The organism is Oceanobacillus caeni (assembly GCF_042678465.1).
GTDB lineage: Bacteria > Bacillota > Bacilli > Bacillales > Amphibacillaceae > Oceanobacillus > Oceanobacillus caeni.
Genome location: NZ_JBHTKV010000003.1, coordinates 67318 through 83799, shown reverse-complemented (window position 1 = coordinate 83799; position 16482 = coordinate 67318). Strand labels below are relative to the sequence as shown.

Below are 16482 nucleotides of genomic sequence, written 5' to 3'. Positions count from 1 at the left end.
CTAGCTACCTCCAAATCCCTTTTCATTTGTCAATATTTTTATATCACTATTAACAGAAACAATGACTTGATCTGCCATCGAAATAAATAGACCAGTTTCAACAACACCTACTGTTTCTTTCAATGATTCATGTAGTTCTTTTGGGTTGCTTATTTTTTCAAACTTACAATCTAGAATATAATTACCATTATCCGAGATAAAGATTTGATTTTTCCCTTTTCTTAATGTTGGGGCACATCCCAGTGCCTCAAGTTTTCTAGCGGTCACTTCCCAACCGAATGGTACAACTTCAACTGGTAGTGGAAAATCACCTAATGTAGATACTCTCTTTTTATCATTAACGATGATAATTAGCTTATCACTAGCGGCATCCACGATTTTTTCTCTTACAAGAGAACCTCCTCCGCCTTTTAGGAGATTTAGATTGCCATCCACTTCATCCGCACCATCAATTGCGATATCAACCTTGTTTACCTTAGAAAAGTCTGTTAAAGGGATGCCCAATTCCTTTGCTAGGCGCTCCGTCTTTCGTGAAGAAGGGATACCCTGAATAGATAGCCCATCTTTTACAAGTTCACCTAACTTTTTTAACATCCAATTAACCGTGGAACCTGAACCTAATCCAATAACCATTCCGTCTTCCACATACTCTAGTGATGCTTCCGCGGCTAACCTTTTATCAAGAATCTCTTTATCCATCATTTAGAGAACTCCTTTCCTTAACCAAATAAGCTCGGATTCAACCATTTTGGAATAGCAAATGCCAAGTCTGGGAGAAATGCTATTAGTAATAAGACAACTAATATAATCGCTAAATACGGAAGTACAGCAACAAATGACTTTTCTATAGACAAGTTTCCTATTTTAGCTGAAAGTAATAAGACAAGCCCATATGGCGGAGTAGCCAATCCAATTGCTAATGTAATAACGATAATTAAACCTAATTGAACTGGTTCAATTCCAAACTCAATAGCAGTTGGTAAAATCATTGGAACAAATAAAATCATTGCTGGTATCGCATCCATAAAAGTTCCAATAAATAAGAAGAAAAGAATAACAATCAGAATAAATATCCAAGATGAACCTACATTATTAGCAAAGAAATCTTGTGCAATCGTTCCCAATTGGTAATAACTCATTAATTCGCCAAGTGCACTTGCTGTTGCCAAAGCAAATAACGAAAGAGAACTTAGTGCAAGCGTATCCATTATTATTTTTGGAAGATCATTAAGTTTCAATGTCTTATAGTAAAACATACTAATTAATAATGTATAAACCGATGCAACAGCTGCAGCTTCTGTTGCTGTGAAAAATCCACTAATTATCCCGCCAATAATGATAATAGGTGTGAATAATGCAGGTAAAGACTCTAAAAACAATTTGGCAATTCTCTTGATCGGAACACGTTTTTCTTTTGGATAATTTCTTTTTATAGCAATAAAATAAACAAATAACATCATGCCGAGACCGATTAAGATTCCAGGAACGATTCCACCTAGGAATAAAGCACCAATAGATGCATTTGTTAATCCCGCGAAAATGATCATTGGTATACTTGGCGGAATTACTACTCCAATCGTAGAGGATGCAGCCGTTACCGCAACAGCTGTTTCCTTGTCATAGCCTTTCTTCACCATACTTGGTATAAGAATTTTACCCATACCTGCTGCGTCTGCCTGAGCTGCACCTGAAACCCCAGCAAACATCATGGATACCAAAATATTCGCATGTGCCAATGCCCCACGAATCGGTCCAACAATCGACATAGCAAAATCGATTAACTTCTCTGAGATTTTTCCAGAATTCATCAAGTTAGCAGCTAGAATAAATAACGGAATAGCTAGCAGTACAAATGAATCTAGACCATTCACCATTTTCATCGGTACGGTAGCTTCCGGTGTATACGGCATTCCGAAGATACCTAATAAGGCTACTATCCCAATTACAAAAGCAATTGGAACACCGATGAACATTAGAATAAGAAATAATCCTACTAATAATATAGCCATTAGCTACTTACCTCCCCCGACTTTAGCGCCTTCATATGATTCATTAAATGAGACAAGGAATAAACAATCATGGTTCCAGCCATTATTGGAATGGCAATCCAAATATAACCCATCTTCATTTCAGGGATCGTTGCCCATGTATAATTCCAGAATTCTGTTACGACTTGAATACCTAATAAAAAGATAACAATATTAAATGCAACAAGAATCAAATCGATTACTATATTCAATGTTGCACCTTTAGCCCCCGTTAATTTTCGTTGAATAAAGTCAAAATTAAAATGTTCTCTACGATTTACCATCACAGAAGATCCCATCAATATCGCCCAAATAAATGAATAGTTCGCCACTTCTTCTGTCCAAATAACGGAAATTCCCAAATGCCTTGTGACAATTTGCAAGATAATAACGAGGAAGAAAATACATAGAAATATAGAACCAACAATCATTTGTGCCTTATCAAGCGCTTGTACGAAACGTTTCACGGTATTACCTCCTTATGCTAACGCTTTATTTATCTAGTTCATAAATAGCTTTTAATAAATCTTCTACACCTATCTCTTTTGCAAAATCATTCAAGATTGGTCTAGCAATCTCAATAAATGGTTGTCTATCAATCTCATTTATAATCGCACCTTCATCTATTGCCTTTTGCTTATATTCTTCGTCTTGCGCAAGTGTTGCTTCTCTTTCTGCTTTAATAGATTCCTCTGCAGCTTTTAGAATGATTTCTTGCTGCTCTTTAGAGTACTGGTCAAACTTCTCACCATTTATTAAAAAGAATCTGGTTGTATAATCATGTGCCGTCTCCGTAATGTATTTACCGTTTGAAGTGGTGTGATGCGCTTGTTGCACAAAGAATGGATAAGCGTTTTCCGAAGAATCTACAACATCTTGTTGCAAACCTTGGTAAAGTTCTCCCCATGAAATAGAGGATGGGATTGCACCAGTTGAAGTCCAAAAATCGGAAACGACTCCAGATGTTTGGGTGCGAAGTGATACACCTTTAAGGTCATCCACTGATTCTATCGGTTTCTTACCATAATAATGTCTAACCCCGGCTGTCCAATAACCTAGTACTTTAAAGGAATTATTTGATTTTTCATTGATGATATCCGCTACTTTATTTCCTACTTCACCATCAACCGCCTGTAGCCAATGGTCATAACTATTAAATAAATATGGTGCTGAAAATAAATCTACTTCCCTAATCCCCGTTTGTGTCATAAAACCGGGTGAAGCAACGATGACATCAGCAGCGCCCAATTGAAGTTTCTCTACAAGCTGTGATTCTTCCGTACCAATTGTTCCAGCATGTACTTCTACTTCAATCGTCCCATTAGACTCCTGTTCGGCAACTTCCTTAAATTTTAATAAACCAGTCTGATATGGGTTATCAGGTGATGTTTGGTTATGAGCTGCAATAATCTTAATTTTCCCATCCCCATCGGCATCGACCTGATGAGTATTGCATCCTGCCAAAACCATAATACCTAAAATAATAGCCCCAATGAAAACGCTCTTAAATTTATTCATCTTTTTGCCTCCTTTTTCACTAAAAGCTATCGTTCAAGTTCTGTTAGCTTTCTAGTATATTGACTAGCTCTTTCCGTTAAATCCCTATAATCCTCTTTTGTTTTTAATTTGCTTGCATTTACTAGATTACTGCCAATTCCTACAGCGACACTTCCTTTTGCAAGATATTCATTCATGTTCTCAATCGTAATCCCACCCGTTACCATTGCTTGTACATGTGGAAGTGGTCCAAGAATATTTTTAATATAAGTTGGTCCTAAAACATCTGCTGGAAATACTTTGACCATTTGTGCCCCGTTTTCATAAGCAGTCAAGATTTCACTTGGTGTCATTACGCCGGGAATATTTAAAATGCCATAACGATTGGTCAGTTTTAACGTCTCCGTATTCAATGTTGGAGAGACAATAAACTTGGCACCAGCCATGATTACCGTTCTTGCCGTTTCCGGATCTAGTACAGTCCCTGCACCGATATGAACTTCTTCTCCAATTTGATTTACAGCGGTTTCAATTACACGCCCCACATTTGGTGTCTCTGCTGTAATTTCAACAGACTTGACACCACCGTCAGATAAGGCTTTAAGTATAGGGACGATATTTTCTTCATTTGATTTGCGGATTACAGCAACAATTTTATTCTTTTTAATTTCTTCTATAATTGACATAAATACATCTCCTATCTCTACTCTAAATTCGCATGTTTTTGATTTAAATTTTGACTTTCCTTTGGATAATGTTGTAGTAAATAAACAACAATCGCATCTAATAACAAATGGGCCGACTGATCAAATTGACTTCCTAACGGTTGAATGGTTTTTGGCTCTGTTTCCAAACGTTTCTTGGTTGCAGCAGGAATCCGTACAGATTGATCAGCAATTTGACCAATAGCAGAATCTTTATTGGTTGTTACCAGTGCTACCTTTGCATCCGCTTCTTTTGCCTTTTTTGCATACTGTACAAGTGAACCTGTGCTCCCGGACCCGGAAATGATTAGTAAAAGATCGTTTGGTTCTATACTAGGTGTAATAGTTTCACCTACAACATAGACAGGGAAATCACTGTGCATTAAGCGCATAGCAAATATTTTTCCAACTAATCCGGAACGACCTGTACCTGAGATAAAAATTCGCTTTGCCTTCTGAATCTCTTCTGCTAATCCTTTTGTTTCATCTGCGTCTATTTGCTGTACAACCTCATAAACTTCAGTTGCAACTGTTTTTATCATTTGTTCCATCGCTATTTCTCCTTCTGTTTTAGCATGATTCCCTTGAATTTAGCTTCGGTTCAAACCGGTAAATTTTAGGATCCATACAATTTTCTTTGTTTGTAATTCGATTAAGTAATAATTCTGCAGCCTTTTTTCCCATATCGAATGCAGGCTGTTGGATAGTGGTCAATGCCGGGCTATAAATGTTTGCATAGGATACCTCATCAATTCCAATGACCGCTAAATCTTCCGGTAAACGCATCCGATGTTTTTTTGTAAAGGCTAGTACTTCATGTAAAACTCTATCATTTAGTGCTAGGAGAGCATCTGGGGGGTTGTCCTGTTCTAACATTTCTTTCATAACCACCTGAATATTATTAATTTCTCCAACCATAAGATAGTTTTGGTTAAATGTAATTTGCTTATTGTCTAGTGCTTTTTTAAAACCATTTATTCGCTCCATTCTTGATGTAACATTTTCCCTAAGCGGGGGAGATAACATTCCTATTTCCCGATACCCTTTCCTTAGGAACTCTTCTACGGCAAGAAAGGAAGCCTTCTCATTATCCAATATGACCGTATCAATTTCTATCCCGGGAATAATTCTGTCCATAAACACCACAGGAAATTGGACCTCAATTAATGCTTTATAAAGCTCCACATTACCTCCCGTCGGAAATGCAATAATTCCATCCACCTGCTTAGATTGAAGCATTTCAATATATCGCTTCTCCTTTTCAGGATCATCATCGGCATTACAGATAATTACATGAAAGTCTTTCTCATTACAGAAATCCTCAATAGCGCGTATAACCTGTGTCGAAAAAACATGTAAAATATTTGCTACAATCACACCTATTGTCATTGTTGATTTCTGCTTTAAACTTCTTGCAATTATATTTGGACTATAGCCCAACTCCTTTACTGCTTGTTCAATACGTTCTTTGGTTTTTTGTCCCATATAATCGTATCGCTTATTCAAATACTGAGATACCGTGCTCTTAGATACACCTGCATGCTCAGCTACATCGGAAATTGTAATCCTTCTCATATATAATTCTCCCAAACCACTTGATATTCTAATTACTAAATCGGTTTAGTAAATCGATTTAGTCAAAGTATAATATAATTGTAACCGTTTTACAACCCTTATTTAGGAGACGAGGGGACAGGTTCATCGTCCCAACTTGTTGCAAAGGAAAAATGAGTAGCATCAACAGCTACTCGTTTTCCTATTTTTCATCCATTTAATTGTTACATGCAAAACAGGATTGAAATGCAGTTATTTTAGTAGATAAACCCTAGTTTCATAAGGCTTTAATGTGAATTCTTCCGTTAATTTATTCTCCATAACGTTATAGTTGTTTAGAACAAGTTGAGAGGTAGCATAGGTAACACTTGCTGGCATTCTGAAATTTGTTGCTTGATTTGCAAAGTTATTAATTACAAGTGCCTTTTGACTACCTAATGTACGCATATAGGCAAAGAGTTTAGGATGATCAGCTAATAGCAATTCATAGGTTCCATAAACAAATACTTGATTTTCTTTCCTTAAGCGAATTAATTTTTTATAAAAATTCAAAATAGAATCCGGGTCTGCCAATTGATCTGCAACATTAATTTCGGAATAATTCGCGTTCACTTTCAGCCATGATTCATTGGAAGTCGTAAATCCCGCCATACGGTCAGCACTCCATTGCATCGGCGTACGGGCATTATCGCGGCTTTGTTTCCAGATAACCTCCATCACTTCATCATGTGGGCGACCTTTTTCCGTTTCAATCCTATAATAATTAATCATCCCTACATCATCATAATCTTCAATGGACGAATATTGGACATTGGTCATTCCAATTTCCTGGCCCTGATAGATAAATGGAGTACCTTTCATCAAAAAGTATAAAGCACCAAGCATTTTAGCACTTTCTTTCCAGTACTTCTGTTCATCCCCCCAGCTAGACACTCGGCGTGGCTGGTCATGATTTTCGATAAATAACGCGTTCCATCCTCTTCCTTCTAAGCCAGTTTGCCATTTCGATAGATTTTCCTTTAACGCCTGTACATCAACAGTCCCATCCGTATCCTTTTCCCAAAGGCCTAAAAATTCAAACTGAAAAATCATATTGAAATAACCATTCTCTTCATTGACCCATTTATCCGCATTGTCTATCCCAACACCATTAGCTTCTCCAACCGTCATGATGTCATAGTTTTTGATCGTCCTTTGCGAAAATTCAGTTAGAAATTCGTCAATTCCCTCCACATTCATCATTTTGGGGAAACTTGGAACATACTCTAATTTTTTTGGATTGGGCATATCGGTTAATCCGGGTTCCTTTTTTATATGGGAAATGGCATCCACACGGAAACCGTCAATCCCCTTTTCAAGCCACCAGTTCACCATATCGTATAAGGCATTTCGCACATCTGGATTCTCCCAATTCAAGTCCGGCTGACGTTCAGAGAAAATGTGCATAAAATATTGCTTCGTCTCCTCATCATATTTCCAAGCCGAACCACTAAAAATGGACTCCCAGTTGTTTGGTTCCTTTCCATTTTTTCCGTCTCGCCAAATATACCAATCCCGTTTTGGACTATCTTTAGATGATTTAGATTCAATGAACCAAGGATGTTCATCACTTGTATGGTTAATGACTAAGTCCATAATCAATTTCATCCCACGTTGATGAACTTCTTCTAGCAGGTGATCAAAATCATCCATCGTCCCAAATTCGTCCATAATATCCTGGTAATCCGAAATATCATAACCGTTATCATCGTTAGGGGATTTATACATCGGACAAACCCAGATGACATCTATTCCTAGCTCTTTCAAGTAATCTAATTTCGAAATAATCCCTTTTATATCGCCAATACCGTCTCCATTGCTATCCATAAAACTTCTTGGATAGATCTGGTAGGCAACACTTTCTTTCCACCACTTTTTACTCATATTAAACCTCCACATTTTTCTCTACATCTGTATTAGGAATATGACCCAAATCCTTATTTGTTAACGAAAGCGCCGACTCTCTTTCCACAATATTAGTAGGAATGATAATGCTCTTCTTAAATAAAGATGGATCTTTTATTTCTTCTATAAGGCATCTCGCGGATTCATATCCTAACTGAAAAATTTGCGTATCGATGGATGTTAGTTTAGGGTTCGAAAAATTAGCGATTACCGTATTATTAAAGCTAATCACACTAACATCATCTGGTACCTTTATATCTTTTTCTCTCAATATTGTTAGTGCATTAAGCGCACTTAGATCATCTATTATTACAATCCCAGTAGGGGGCATATCTAAATCCATTAGTTCATTGACAGCATTTCTAATTAAGTCCGGGGATGCTGGATTCTTTATATACTCATCCGAAATATCCACCTGATTTAACAGAACCGCTTCTTTAAAACCTTGTAAACGATATTTAGCCATTTCAAATTCTAGTGACATGCCTATATAACCAATCTTGTCATGGCCTCTTTCTATCAAATATTCCGAAGCTTCTCTAGCAGCCTTTACGTTATCATTATCAATATAAGTAATTTCACTCATCCCGTCTAACGGCTTACCGATCACAACAAAAGGAATCCCGCACTCCATTAGATAAGGTACAACTTTATCATCTTGTTTGGAATAAGACACAATAATACCATCGACCTTTTTCCCCCGAACCATTTTAACTACATCCTGAAAAATAGCTTCTTCTGATTCACCTGTTGTCAGACTAATACTAAAATCCTGCTTGTGACACCAGGAACTGATTCCACGTAAAACTTCTGGAAAAAATGGATCGTGGAGTGATTCACTAGCCGAGCTCTTCATTACAATTCCAATGGTATTAGTAGATTGGCGAACTAAATTACGTGCATTTTCATTAATATGAAACCCCATATCATCCATTATTTGACGTACTTTTCGCTTGGTTCTTTCGCTAATCATCGGACTATCAGAAATAACCCGTGAGACTGTAGAGCTGGAGACACCTGCTTCTTTAGCAACATCCTTAATCGTAACCCCCATGTACCACACCACTTTCAACTTTAATGAACTAGTAAACTACCGAAGTAAGAGGGATTTTCCCCCTTTCTTAATATCTTAGCTCAATTAAACAGAAACCTTCAATCAATTTCTTGCATAAGTTTCTTTAATAACAGGAACACATAATGCACCGACCACAAGAAAAATACCAGATACCAAAATCATTGCTGGCATAGACGACCCAATTATTGGGAATAAAACAAAACTTAAACAAGAAGCGATAATTTGCGGTAAACAAATACTACCGTTAAAAAGTCCCAAGTACGTACCCATGTTTTTACCAGACAAAGCGTTAGTAAGCAGGGTAAATGGGAATGTCATCATAGCCGCCCAGGCAATACCAATTAGGATAAATGAAATAACCAGCGCTCCCTGATGATGAATAAAGAATACGGAACCAAATCCGATACCGCCTAATAACAAACTGATGGAATAAGCTAATTTATGCTTGTCGTTTGGTACACGTGACAAAGCAAGTGACCATACCACGGCCGCAATGGATTGTATAGCTGATAAAATACCAAACCAGTTCCCCGCCGCTTGAAATGCAGAACTCGATGAATCGGTTGTATTCCAAACATTTGCTGCGACTGCACCTGTACCATAAGTCCACAGATATTGAAAGCCCATCCAGCAGAATAATTGAACCAAAGTAACAGTCCAAAATACTTTTGGAGCGCTTTTTAGTAATCCAAAAACATTTACACGTTCTTTATTAGATTCCTCTAAAACACCATGGTAAGCAGCATATTCTTCTGGCGTATATTCTTTAACCTTGAATACCGTAAATAGACTGCAAATGATTAAAACAGCTGCACCAACATAAAATGAAATAACAACCGATTGTGGTACAACTCCCTTTGGTGCACTGTTTGACACACCTAACATAGTTAATATAAATGGAAAAACACTTGCTAAAACAGCACCACTATTGGATAAAAAGCTTTGAATGGAATAAGCAAAGCCCTTTTGTTCTTCGTTAACCATGTCACCAACCATCATTTTGAATGGCTGCATTGCCACATTCGATGATACATCCATAAACAAAATTGTAACCGCTCCAAATGCCAGTGCGAACACAGTGCTAAAACCAAAACTACCCGCATTTGGTAATAAACACATAACAATAACCGCAACAACGGCTCCAACAAGTAGATAAGGAATACGCCGACCAAGTCTTGGCATCCAAGTACGATCGGATAGATATCCAACGATAGGTTGAACAATTAAACCTGCCAGTGGCGGTAATATAAAGAAGAAGCCTAAGTTAGTAGGGTCGGCGCCAATCGTTTGGAAGATCCGCCCCATATTTGAACTTTGTAAAGAGAATGCCATTTGCACTCCCAAGAAACCAAAACTTATTAACCAAATCGTACTAATAGGAAGATTTGGCAAATGACCTTGAGGACTTTCTTCACTAGTCTGATTAATCTTCTCTGATAACATAATATCCTCCTAGAAATAAACTGTATTTTTTATAAAGTGAAACTCAATCAGTGGGGGTCTTACAGCCAGTTAACTTGCGTTAAACACCATTAGTAGTCTCAATTACACCGTTTTCATAAGTTGCATAAAATAACTCAAACGCTTGCATCACACTGGAAAATAATTTGACGTCTACTATCAAACCTTTTCTATATATGAATACTTGTAAACACCTTTTCCAAAACAATTATTAGTATACAACAGATTAAATAACAATGCAATCGTTTGCATAAAATTATAATCCTTTATCCAGATCATCCCAATTGGGATAAGGAACCTGTCCCTGTAGCTCTTGCCTATCGATCTTCGGGTTTTTAAGTAATAGATCTGTACAAAATCTTCATTTCCTTCCCCAAAACCAAACAACACCAAGGAAAATTCCCCAGTGTTGTTTTGTTCACCCTAATCAAACAGCGTCAGTATGTTCTTGTCTATTCTCTTGCTTTGAATTGTTACCAGACCCTATGAAATATAATACTAATCCGATTAGGTACCACCCTCCGACGATTAGCCATTCAATAGGCCATATTAAGGAAGATGGCATTCCAGGCATATAAAGCGTTATAAATAGTACACTTAAAATAATTGCTAGAATTCCAGTAGTTTTCCAGTACTTAATTTTATATGGACGTTCTAATTTTGGCTCTGTTTTTCGTAATTTCATAAAAGAAAGTGATACGATCAGGTATCCGATTACAATTCCAATTCCTCCTGCATTTACAAACCAATTCAAGGCGGAATGTCCTAATAAAGGAGCGAAAATTCCGAGCACTCCTAAGAAGATAATGCCGTGGGTTGGGGTATTATATTTGGGATGAATGTAAGCAAACCATCTAGGAATCATATCTCGTATTGCCATCGCATATAGGATACGGCTTCCACCGATAATAAATGCATTCCAACTCGTAATAATACCAGCAACCCCTGCGATAACGATGATGTTAGCAAATACCTGGCTATTAAATAGATTTCCCATTGCATCTGCAGTTGCTAGATTTGTAGTTGTTAGTTCTGCTGGTGATAAACCAACAGATACACCAAAGGCAATTAATACGTAGAAAGCAATAGATACAATAATAGAAATAATTAATATTCGTCCAATGAATTTTGGTGGTGCTTTTACTTCTGATGCAATCTGTGGTATGACGTCGAATCCAACAAATAAGAATGGAATCATAATTAATACGGTCATCATCCCCCCTATGCCATCCCCTTGTAATGATTGGATAATTGGTGTGTTACCGCTTCCAAACCCACCAACAACTAATACTAAACCAATGAGTACAACCGCTGCCGTTAAAATATTTTGCAAAATGGTTGCAGGTTTAACTCCAAAATAGTTAAGAGACGTGAGTATAATAGCACCTACAGAACCAATCAATGCCCAGGTGAGATAGATATCAAATCCTCCCATAGACCATAGATACCCAAGGTGATCAACTGGAATCACGTAATCGATAACAGTTGGTAATGCTACCGCCTCAAACGTGATAACGGATACATATCCAAACAGGACACTCCATGCAGCGAAATAACCTAATCGCTTATTAAAAGCACGTACAACGAATACTAATCCACCACCTGTTTCTGGTATTGCTGCTGCAAGTTCAGCATAGGTTAGACCGATAAAAATAACCAATAAACCACCCAAACCAAAGGCAATTGCTGTTCCTAAGAAACCAGCTTGACTAATCCAATCTCCAGATAGAACTACCCATCCCCAACCAAGCATTGCCCCCATCGAGAGAAATAGGACGTCCGTCATGGACATCGACTTTATTAACTTCTTTTCTTCTTTCATCCAAACACCCCTTGTCATATTATTCGTACAATCTTTTATCATTGCGATTATGCTTATCGAAAGGGTATGAAGGAAGGATCTATACATTAACGAAATGAAAATGTTTCAACCTTCTATAAGAATAAGGGAGAAAGATCCCCCTTTAAAAAGGAGACCTTTACAAATTCCCAATAGATAAATATTTCGTTTCCAAATATGGTTCAATGCCTTCTATTCCGCCTTCACGTCCAATTCCACTTTCTTTCACACCACCGAACGGTACATGTGCAGCGGAGGGAGCACCATCATTCCATCCAACGATTCCAAATTCTAAATTTTCATTTAGATACACACCTGTACGATAATCATTGGTAAAGAAGTAAGAAGCTAAGCCATAAGGTGTACCGTTAGCAATGTCTACTGCTTCTTCTAACGTTTCAAAAGTCGTGATAGGTAGAACAGGGCCAAACGTTTCTTCTTGCATAATGTTCATATCAAGATTCACATTTTTAAGAACAGTTGGGTACACGAAGAAAAAGCCTTTTTCTGCATCAGCATTATACTCGTTTCCACAAATTACTTCAGCACCTTTTGCAGTGGCATCTTCAACTTGGGAAACAATCTTGTTAAAGCCCTTTTCATTAATTACAGGTCCTACTTGTGTATCTTCATTTAATCCGTTCCCTACTTTTAATTCACTAACTTTAGCGGCTAATTTTTCAGAGAACTCATCAGCAATACTCTCGTGAACAAGTAAACGATTGGCACAAATACATGTTTGTCCAGCATTGCGGAATTTCGATGCGATTGTTTGGTCAACAGCTAAATCAAGATCGGCATCTTTTGCAACAATAACTGGGGCATGTCCGCCAAGTTCCATGGACACATGTTTGACCGTATCTGCACTGTTTTTTATTAACAGTTTTCCAACGGGAGTAGAACCAGTAAACGTAATTTTTCGGATATATTTACTGTCCGTAAACAATTTTCCTACTTCACTACCATATCCATTCACACATTGAACGACATTTTCTGGAATACCTGCTTCATGTGCAAGTTCAATTAACCTGATTGTAGTCAGTGGTGTATCTTCCGCTGGCTTCACAATAAAAGTACATCCAGCAGCAAGCGCTGGTGCCGCTTTTCTTGTCATCATAGCAGCAGGGAAGTTCCATGGTGTAATGGCTGCAACTAGACCTACTGGCTTACGCGTAATGACAATTCGCTTCGATTCCGTATTTGCAGGAATAGTCCGGCCATATAATCGTTTGGCTTCTTCTGCATACCAATCGATATAACTTGTCGCGTAATCCACTTCACCAAGGGATTCTTTAATGGGTTTTCCGCTCTCTAACGTCATAACCCTTGCAATGTCTTCTTTATTATTTTGAATAAGATCAGACCATTTTTTTAGGAGCTTTGAGCGTTCATGAGCATTTACATTGGACCATGTTTTAAAACTTTCATGGCCTCTTAGAATAGCTTCATTAATTTCTTCTTTCGTATTGACTTTTACTTCACCTATTCGTTCACCAGTTGCTGGATTTTTAACCTGAATCACAGTCATTTGTTTTCCCCCTTTACGCATTGTGGAAGGCATCTTCTAAAATATCCAACCCTTTATTTAATTCTACATCTGTCGTTACAAGTGGTGCAAGGAAACGAACGACATTACCCTTAATCCCTGCGGAAAGTAATAAGAGACCATTTTCATTAGCGTATGTTGTTATTGCTCCTGTTCTTGCTTTATCCGGGTTTTTGTCTATTTGGTTATCCACGATTTCCACCGCTACCATTGATCCTAAACGACGAATATCACCAACGAATTCATATTTTTTTCGAAGTTCTTGAAGTTTGTCTTCCAATTTTTGTCCAAGAAGTTCAGATTTGGTGAGTAAATCTTCTTCCTCGATTATATCGATAACCGCTAATGCAGCAGCACAAGCTACAGGGCTACCAGCATAAGTTCCACCGAGTTCTCCAGGGTTAGCTGCATCTAAAATTTCCTTTCTACCAACGACACCACTCAGCGGAAGTCCTGCAGCAAGCGACTTGGAAACCGTTACAAGATCAGGTATGACATCAAAGTGTTCCATTGCAAAAAGTTTTCCTGTACGCCCAAAACCAGTTTGAATTTCATCTGCTACAAAAACAATGCCATGTTCGGAACAGAAATCTCTTACCTCTTGAACAAATTTCTTCGGAGGAATAATAAATCCACCTTCACCTTGAACTGGTTCCATAACCACACATGCAACGTTTTCCGGTGCTACCGTTTCTACAAAGAAGTCTTTGAAATTTTGAATTGTTAGATCCACATATTCATCATCCGTTAATCCTGCTGGTTTCTGATATAAATATGGATATGGCGCTTGATACACTTCTGGTGCAAAAGGGCCGAATCCAAATTTATATGGTTTCACTTTACTTGTCATACTCATTGTCATGTTTGTTCTTCCATGAAACCCACGAACAAATGAAACAACAGCTTGCCTTCCTGTATATTTACGTGATACCTTTATTGCATTTTCAACAGCCTCTGCTCCTGAATTTAAGAGAAGTGCCTGCTTATCAAAATTTCCTGGTGTAATTTCACATAATTTTTCCGCCAAGTTAATGTATCCATCATACATCATGACATTGAAACCAGGATGCAAGAATTTATCCACTTGTTCTTTTACGGCAGCTGTTACTTTAGGATGAGTATGACCAACATTTAATGTTCCAATGGCCCCAGCAAAATCAATCCACTCTTTCCCGTCCATATCTGTAATGGTTGCACCCTTTGCGTAATTTGCCACATTCAAATTACCATTGCTTACACCTTTAGGTATATATTTTTTCCTTTTTTCTTGAAGTTCTTCCATTCCAACTGTTGTTGTCATCATTATTCGCCCCCTAAAATGTTAATATGTTATAATTTTACAATTTTCTGTTATAATGAAAAGTACCAGAATTCAAATTCCAAAGGTACCAGATTGGAGCGAGAGAATGATTTTTATTAAAATCAACACCAATAATCAAAAAAAATTCATCTATCAACAAATCTATACGGAAATTAGGAAATTGATTTTAAATAAAAAGCTTCTCACCGATGAAAAACTCCCTTCTAAAAGGAAATTAGCGGAGGAACTGGGGGTAAGCATCAATTCGGTTTCTAATGCATATGAACAGCTACTTGCTGAAGGATATATTTATACCATTGAAAGAAAAGGATACTATGTAGAAAAAATAACGAAATTTGAGAATCCAAATGAATGTTCCAAACAGATGGATTTCCCACTTGATTTAAGGGAAAAGCATACAGAGGATAAATCAGCTTGGCTTTCTTTATCCCATATGACGGCGGATATTACCATGTTTCCCTTCAAGGAATGGATGAAATGCGAAAAGACGGCAATTAAAAATCACGGAAAAGAGCTTTCGGAAATCGCCCATCCTCAAGGTCCTTATCTTGTTCGTCAAACGATCTCACGTTTAATTGCAAGGAGTCGCGGGGTAGTTTGTGAACCAGAACAAGTCATTATTGGACCTGGAACACAACCACTTATTCGTCAACTAATGAGTATGCAAAAGCAAAACACAAAAGTTGCTATGGAAAATCCCGGTTACTTTCGCTTCTACCAACTGTTAGAGAATATGAATTTTAGAGTCACACCGATTCCGTTAGATGAGCAAGGCATTAACGTAGAAAAAGTCGAAGCATTGAACCCCAATTTTCTTTTTATTACACCATCACATCAATTCCCAACAGGCAATATTATGCCTATATCAAGAAGAATTGAAATACTAAATTGGGTTGTTAACGCTCATGATGCCTATATTGTGGAGGATGATTATGACAGTGAATTTAAATATGGAACCGATAACATCCCTTCCTTACAAAGTCTCGACCGCAATCAACGTGTCATCTATGCTGGTACCTTTTCCAAAACTATGCTGCCAAGTTTTCGGATAAGTTATCTTGTCTTGCCTATAAAACTATTAAGAGAATATAAACGTCATTATTCTAGTTGGATACAAGGAAGCAATTCATTAAATTTGTTCACGCTCCATTATTTTATAGAAACAGGGGAGTATGCAAAGCACATCAAACGAATGAACCATCATTATGAAAATAAAAGAAAACAACTTATTCAAAAGCTTAGGTTTCGATTCAAACAAGACATTACCATCCAAGATATTCCAGCAGGTCTCCATTTTCTTGCCGAATTCAAAACGAACAAAACCTATGCAGAAGTAGAGGCAAAGGCTAAAGAGGAAAAACTAGAAATCTATTCCCTTACGCGATTTATGTTAAAAGAGATTCCAGCAAATGAAAATAAAATAACGTTAATCATTGGGTTTGCAACTATCCAAGAAAAGGATATTGAAGAAGCTGTGGAGCGGTTGTATCGGGTAATTTATTAAGGGAAATTG

At 37.5% G+C, this 16482-nt stretch carries 14 protein-coding genes; 1 reads left to right on the top strand and 13 read right to left on the bottom strand.

Features of this window, described 5'->3' with window-relative positions:
• The 13 genes from rpiA to gabT all read right to left on the bottom strand — a co-directional run bounded on the left by rpiA (position 1) and on the right by gabT (position 14951).
• Positions 1-702 (bottom strand): ribose-5-phosphate isomerase RpiA, encoded by a 702-nt coding sequence (rpiA, locus tag ACFQ18_RS03940; protein WP_204797744.1) that lies wholly within the window; start codon positions 700-702, stop codon positions 1-3.
• Positions 703-719: 17 nt separating this feature from the next.
• A complete protein-coding gene (locus ACFQ18_RS03935) occupies positions 720-2009 on the bottom strand; it encodes a TRAP transporter large permease (RefSeq protein ID WP_204797745.1) in 1290 nt (429 codons plus the stop codon).
• A complete protein-coding gene (locus tag ACFQ18_RS03930; protein ID WP_379565768.1) occupies positions 2009-2494 on the bottom strand; it encodes a TRAP transporter small permease in 486 nt (161 codons plus the stop codon). The genes ACFQ18_RS03935 and ACFQ18_RS03930 overlap by 1 nt, the downstream gene beginning before the upstream one ends.
• A 25-nt stretch (positions 2495-2519) precedes the next feature.
• Positions 2520-3545: a TRAP transporter substrate-binding protein gene (locus tag ACFQ18_RS03925; RefSeq protein ID WP_145523781.1), complete on the bottom strand. Its 1026-nt coding sequence runs from the start codon at positions 3543-3545 to the stop codon at positions 2520-2522.
• Between the two features lie 26 nt (positions 3546-3571).
• A complete protein-coding gene (locus ACFQ18_RS03920; RefSeq protein ID WP_047186591.1) occupies positions 3572-4210 on the bottom strand; it encodes a bifunctional 4-hydroxy-2-oxoglutarate aldolase/2-dehydro-3-deoxy-phosphogluconate aldolase in 639 nt (212 codons plus the stop codon).
• 17 nt (positions 4211-4227) lie between these two features.
• Entirely contained in the window at positions 4228-4779 is a 552-nt protein-coding gene (gene hxlB, locus ACFQ18_RS03915) for a 6-phospho-3-hexuloisomerase (RefSeq protein ID WP_047186590.1), read from the bottom strand.
• 19 nt (positions 4780-4798) lie between these two features.
• Entirely contained in the window at positions 4799-5803 is a 1005-nt protein-coding gene (locus ACFQ18_RS03910; protein ID WP_204797746.1) for a LacI family DNA-binding transcriptional regulator, read from the bottom strand.
• Between the two features lie 231 nt (positions 5804-6034).
• Positions 6035-7705, bottom strand: coding sequence for a glycoside hydrolase family 13 protein (locus ACFQ18_RS03905; RefSeq protein ID WP_047186588.1), 1671 nt, complete (start codon positions 7703-7705; stop codon positions 6035-6037).
• Position 7706: 1 nt separating this feature from the next.
• Positions 7707-8780, bottom strand: a complete 1074-nt coding sequence (locus ACFQ18_RS03900; RefSeq protein WP_047186587.1) for a LacI family DNA-binding transcriptional regulator — start codon at positions 8778-8780, stop codon at positions 7707-7709.
• Positions 8781-8882: 102 nt separating this feature from the next.
• A complete protein-coding gene (locus tag ACFQ18_RS03895) occupies positions 8883-10244 on the bottom strand; it encodes an SLC45 family MFS transporter (protein WP_047186586.1) in 1362 nt (453 codons plus the stop codon).
• A gap of 445 nt (positions 10245-10689) precedes the next feature.
• Positions 10690-12084 carry an APC family permease gene (locus ACFQ18_RS03890; protein ID WP_204797747.1) on the bottom strand — a complete coding sequence of 465 codons (1395 nt, stop codon included), beginning with the start codon at positions 12082-12084 and terminating at the stop codon, positions 10690-10692.
• Positions 12085-12241: 157 nt separating this feature from the next.
• Positions 12242-13630 carry an NAD-dependent succinate-semialdehyde dehydrogenase gene (locus tag ACFQ18_RS03885; protein WP_047186583.1) on the bottom strand — a complete coding sequence of 463 codons (1389 nt, stop codon included), beginning with the start codon at positions 13628-13630 and terminating at the stop codon, positions 12242-12244.
• Positions 13631-13643: 13 nt separating this feature from the next.
• Positions 13644-14951, bottom strand: a complete 1308-nt coding sequence (gene gabT / locus ACFQ18_RS03880; protein WP_060668885.1) for a 4-aminobutyrate--2-oxoglutarate transaminase — start codon at positions 14949-14951, stop codon at positions 13644-13646.
• A gap of 103 nt (positions 14952-15054) precedes the next feature.
• On the opposite strand from gabT, the gene gabR reads away from it, so the two are divergent.
• Positions 15055-16473, top strand: coding sequence for a MocR-like transcriptional regulator GabR (gene gabR / locus ACFQ18_RS03875; protein ID WP_204797748.1), 1419 nt, complete (start codon positions 15055-15057; stop codon positions 16471-16473).
• The last annotated feature ends 9 nt before the right edge of the window (positions 16474-16482 follow it).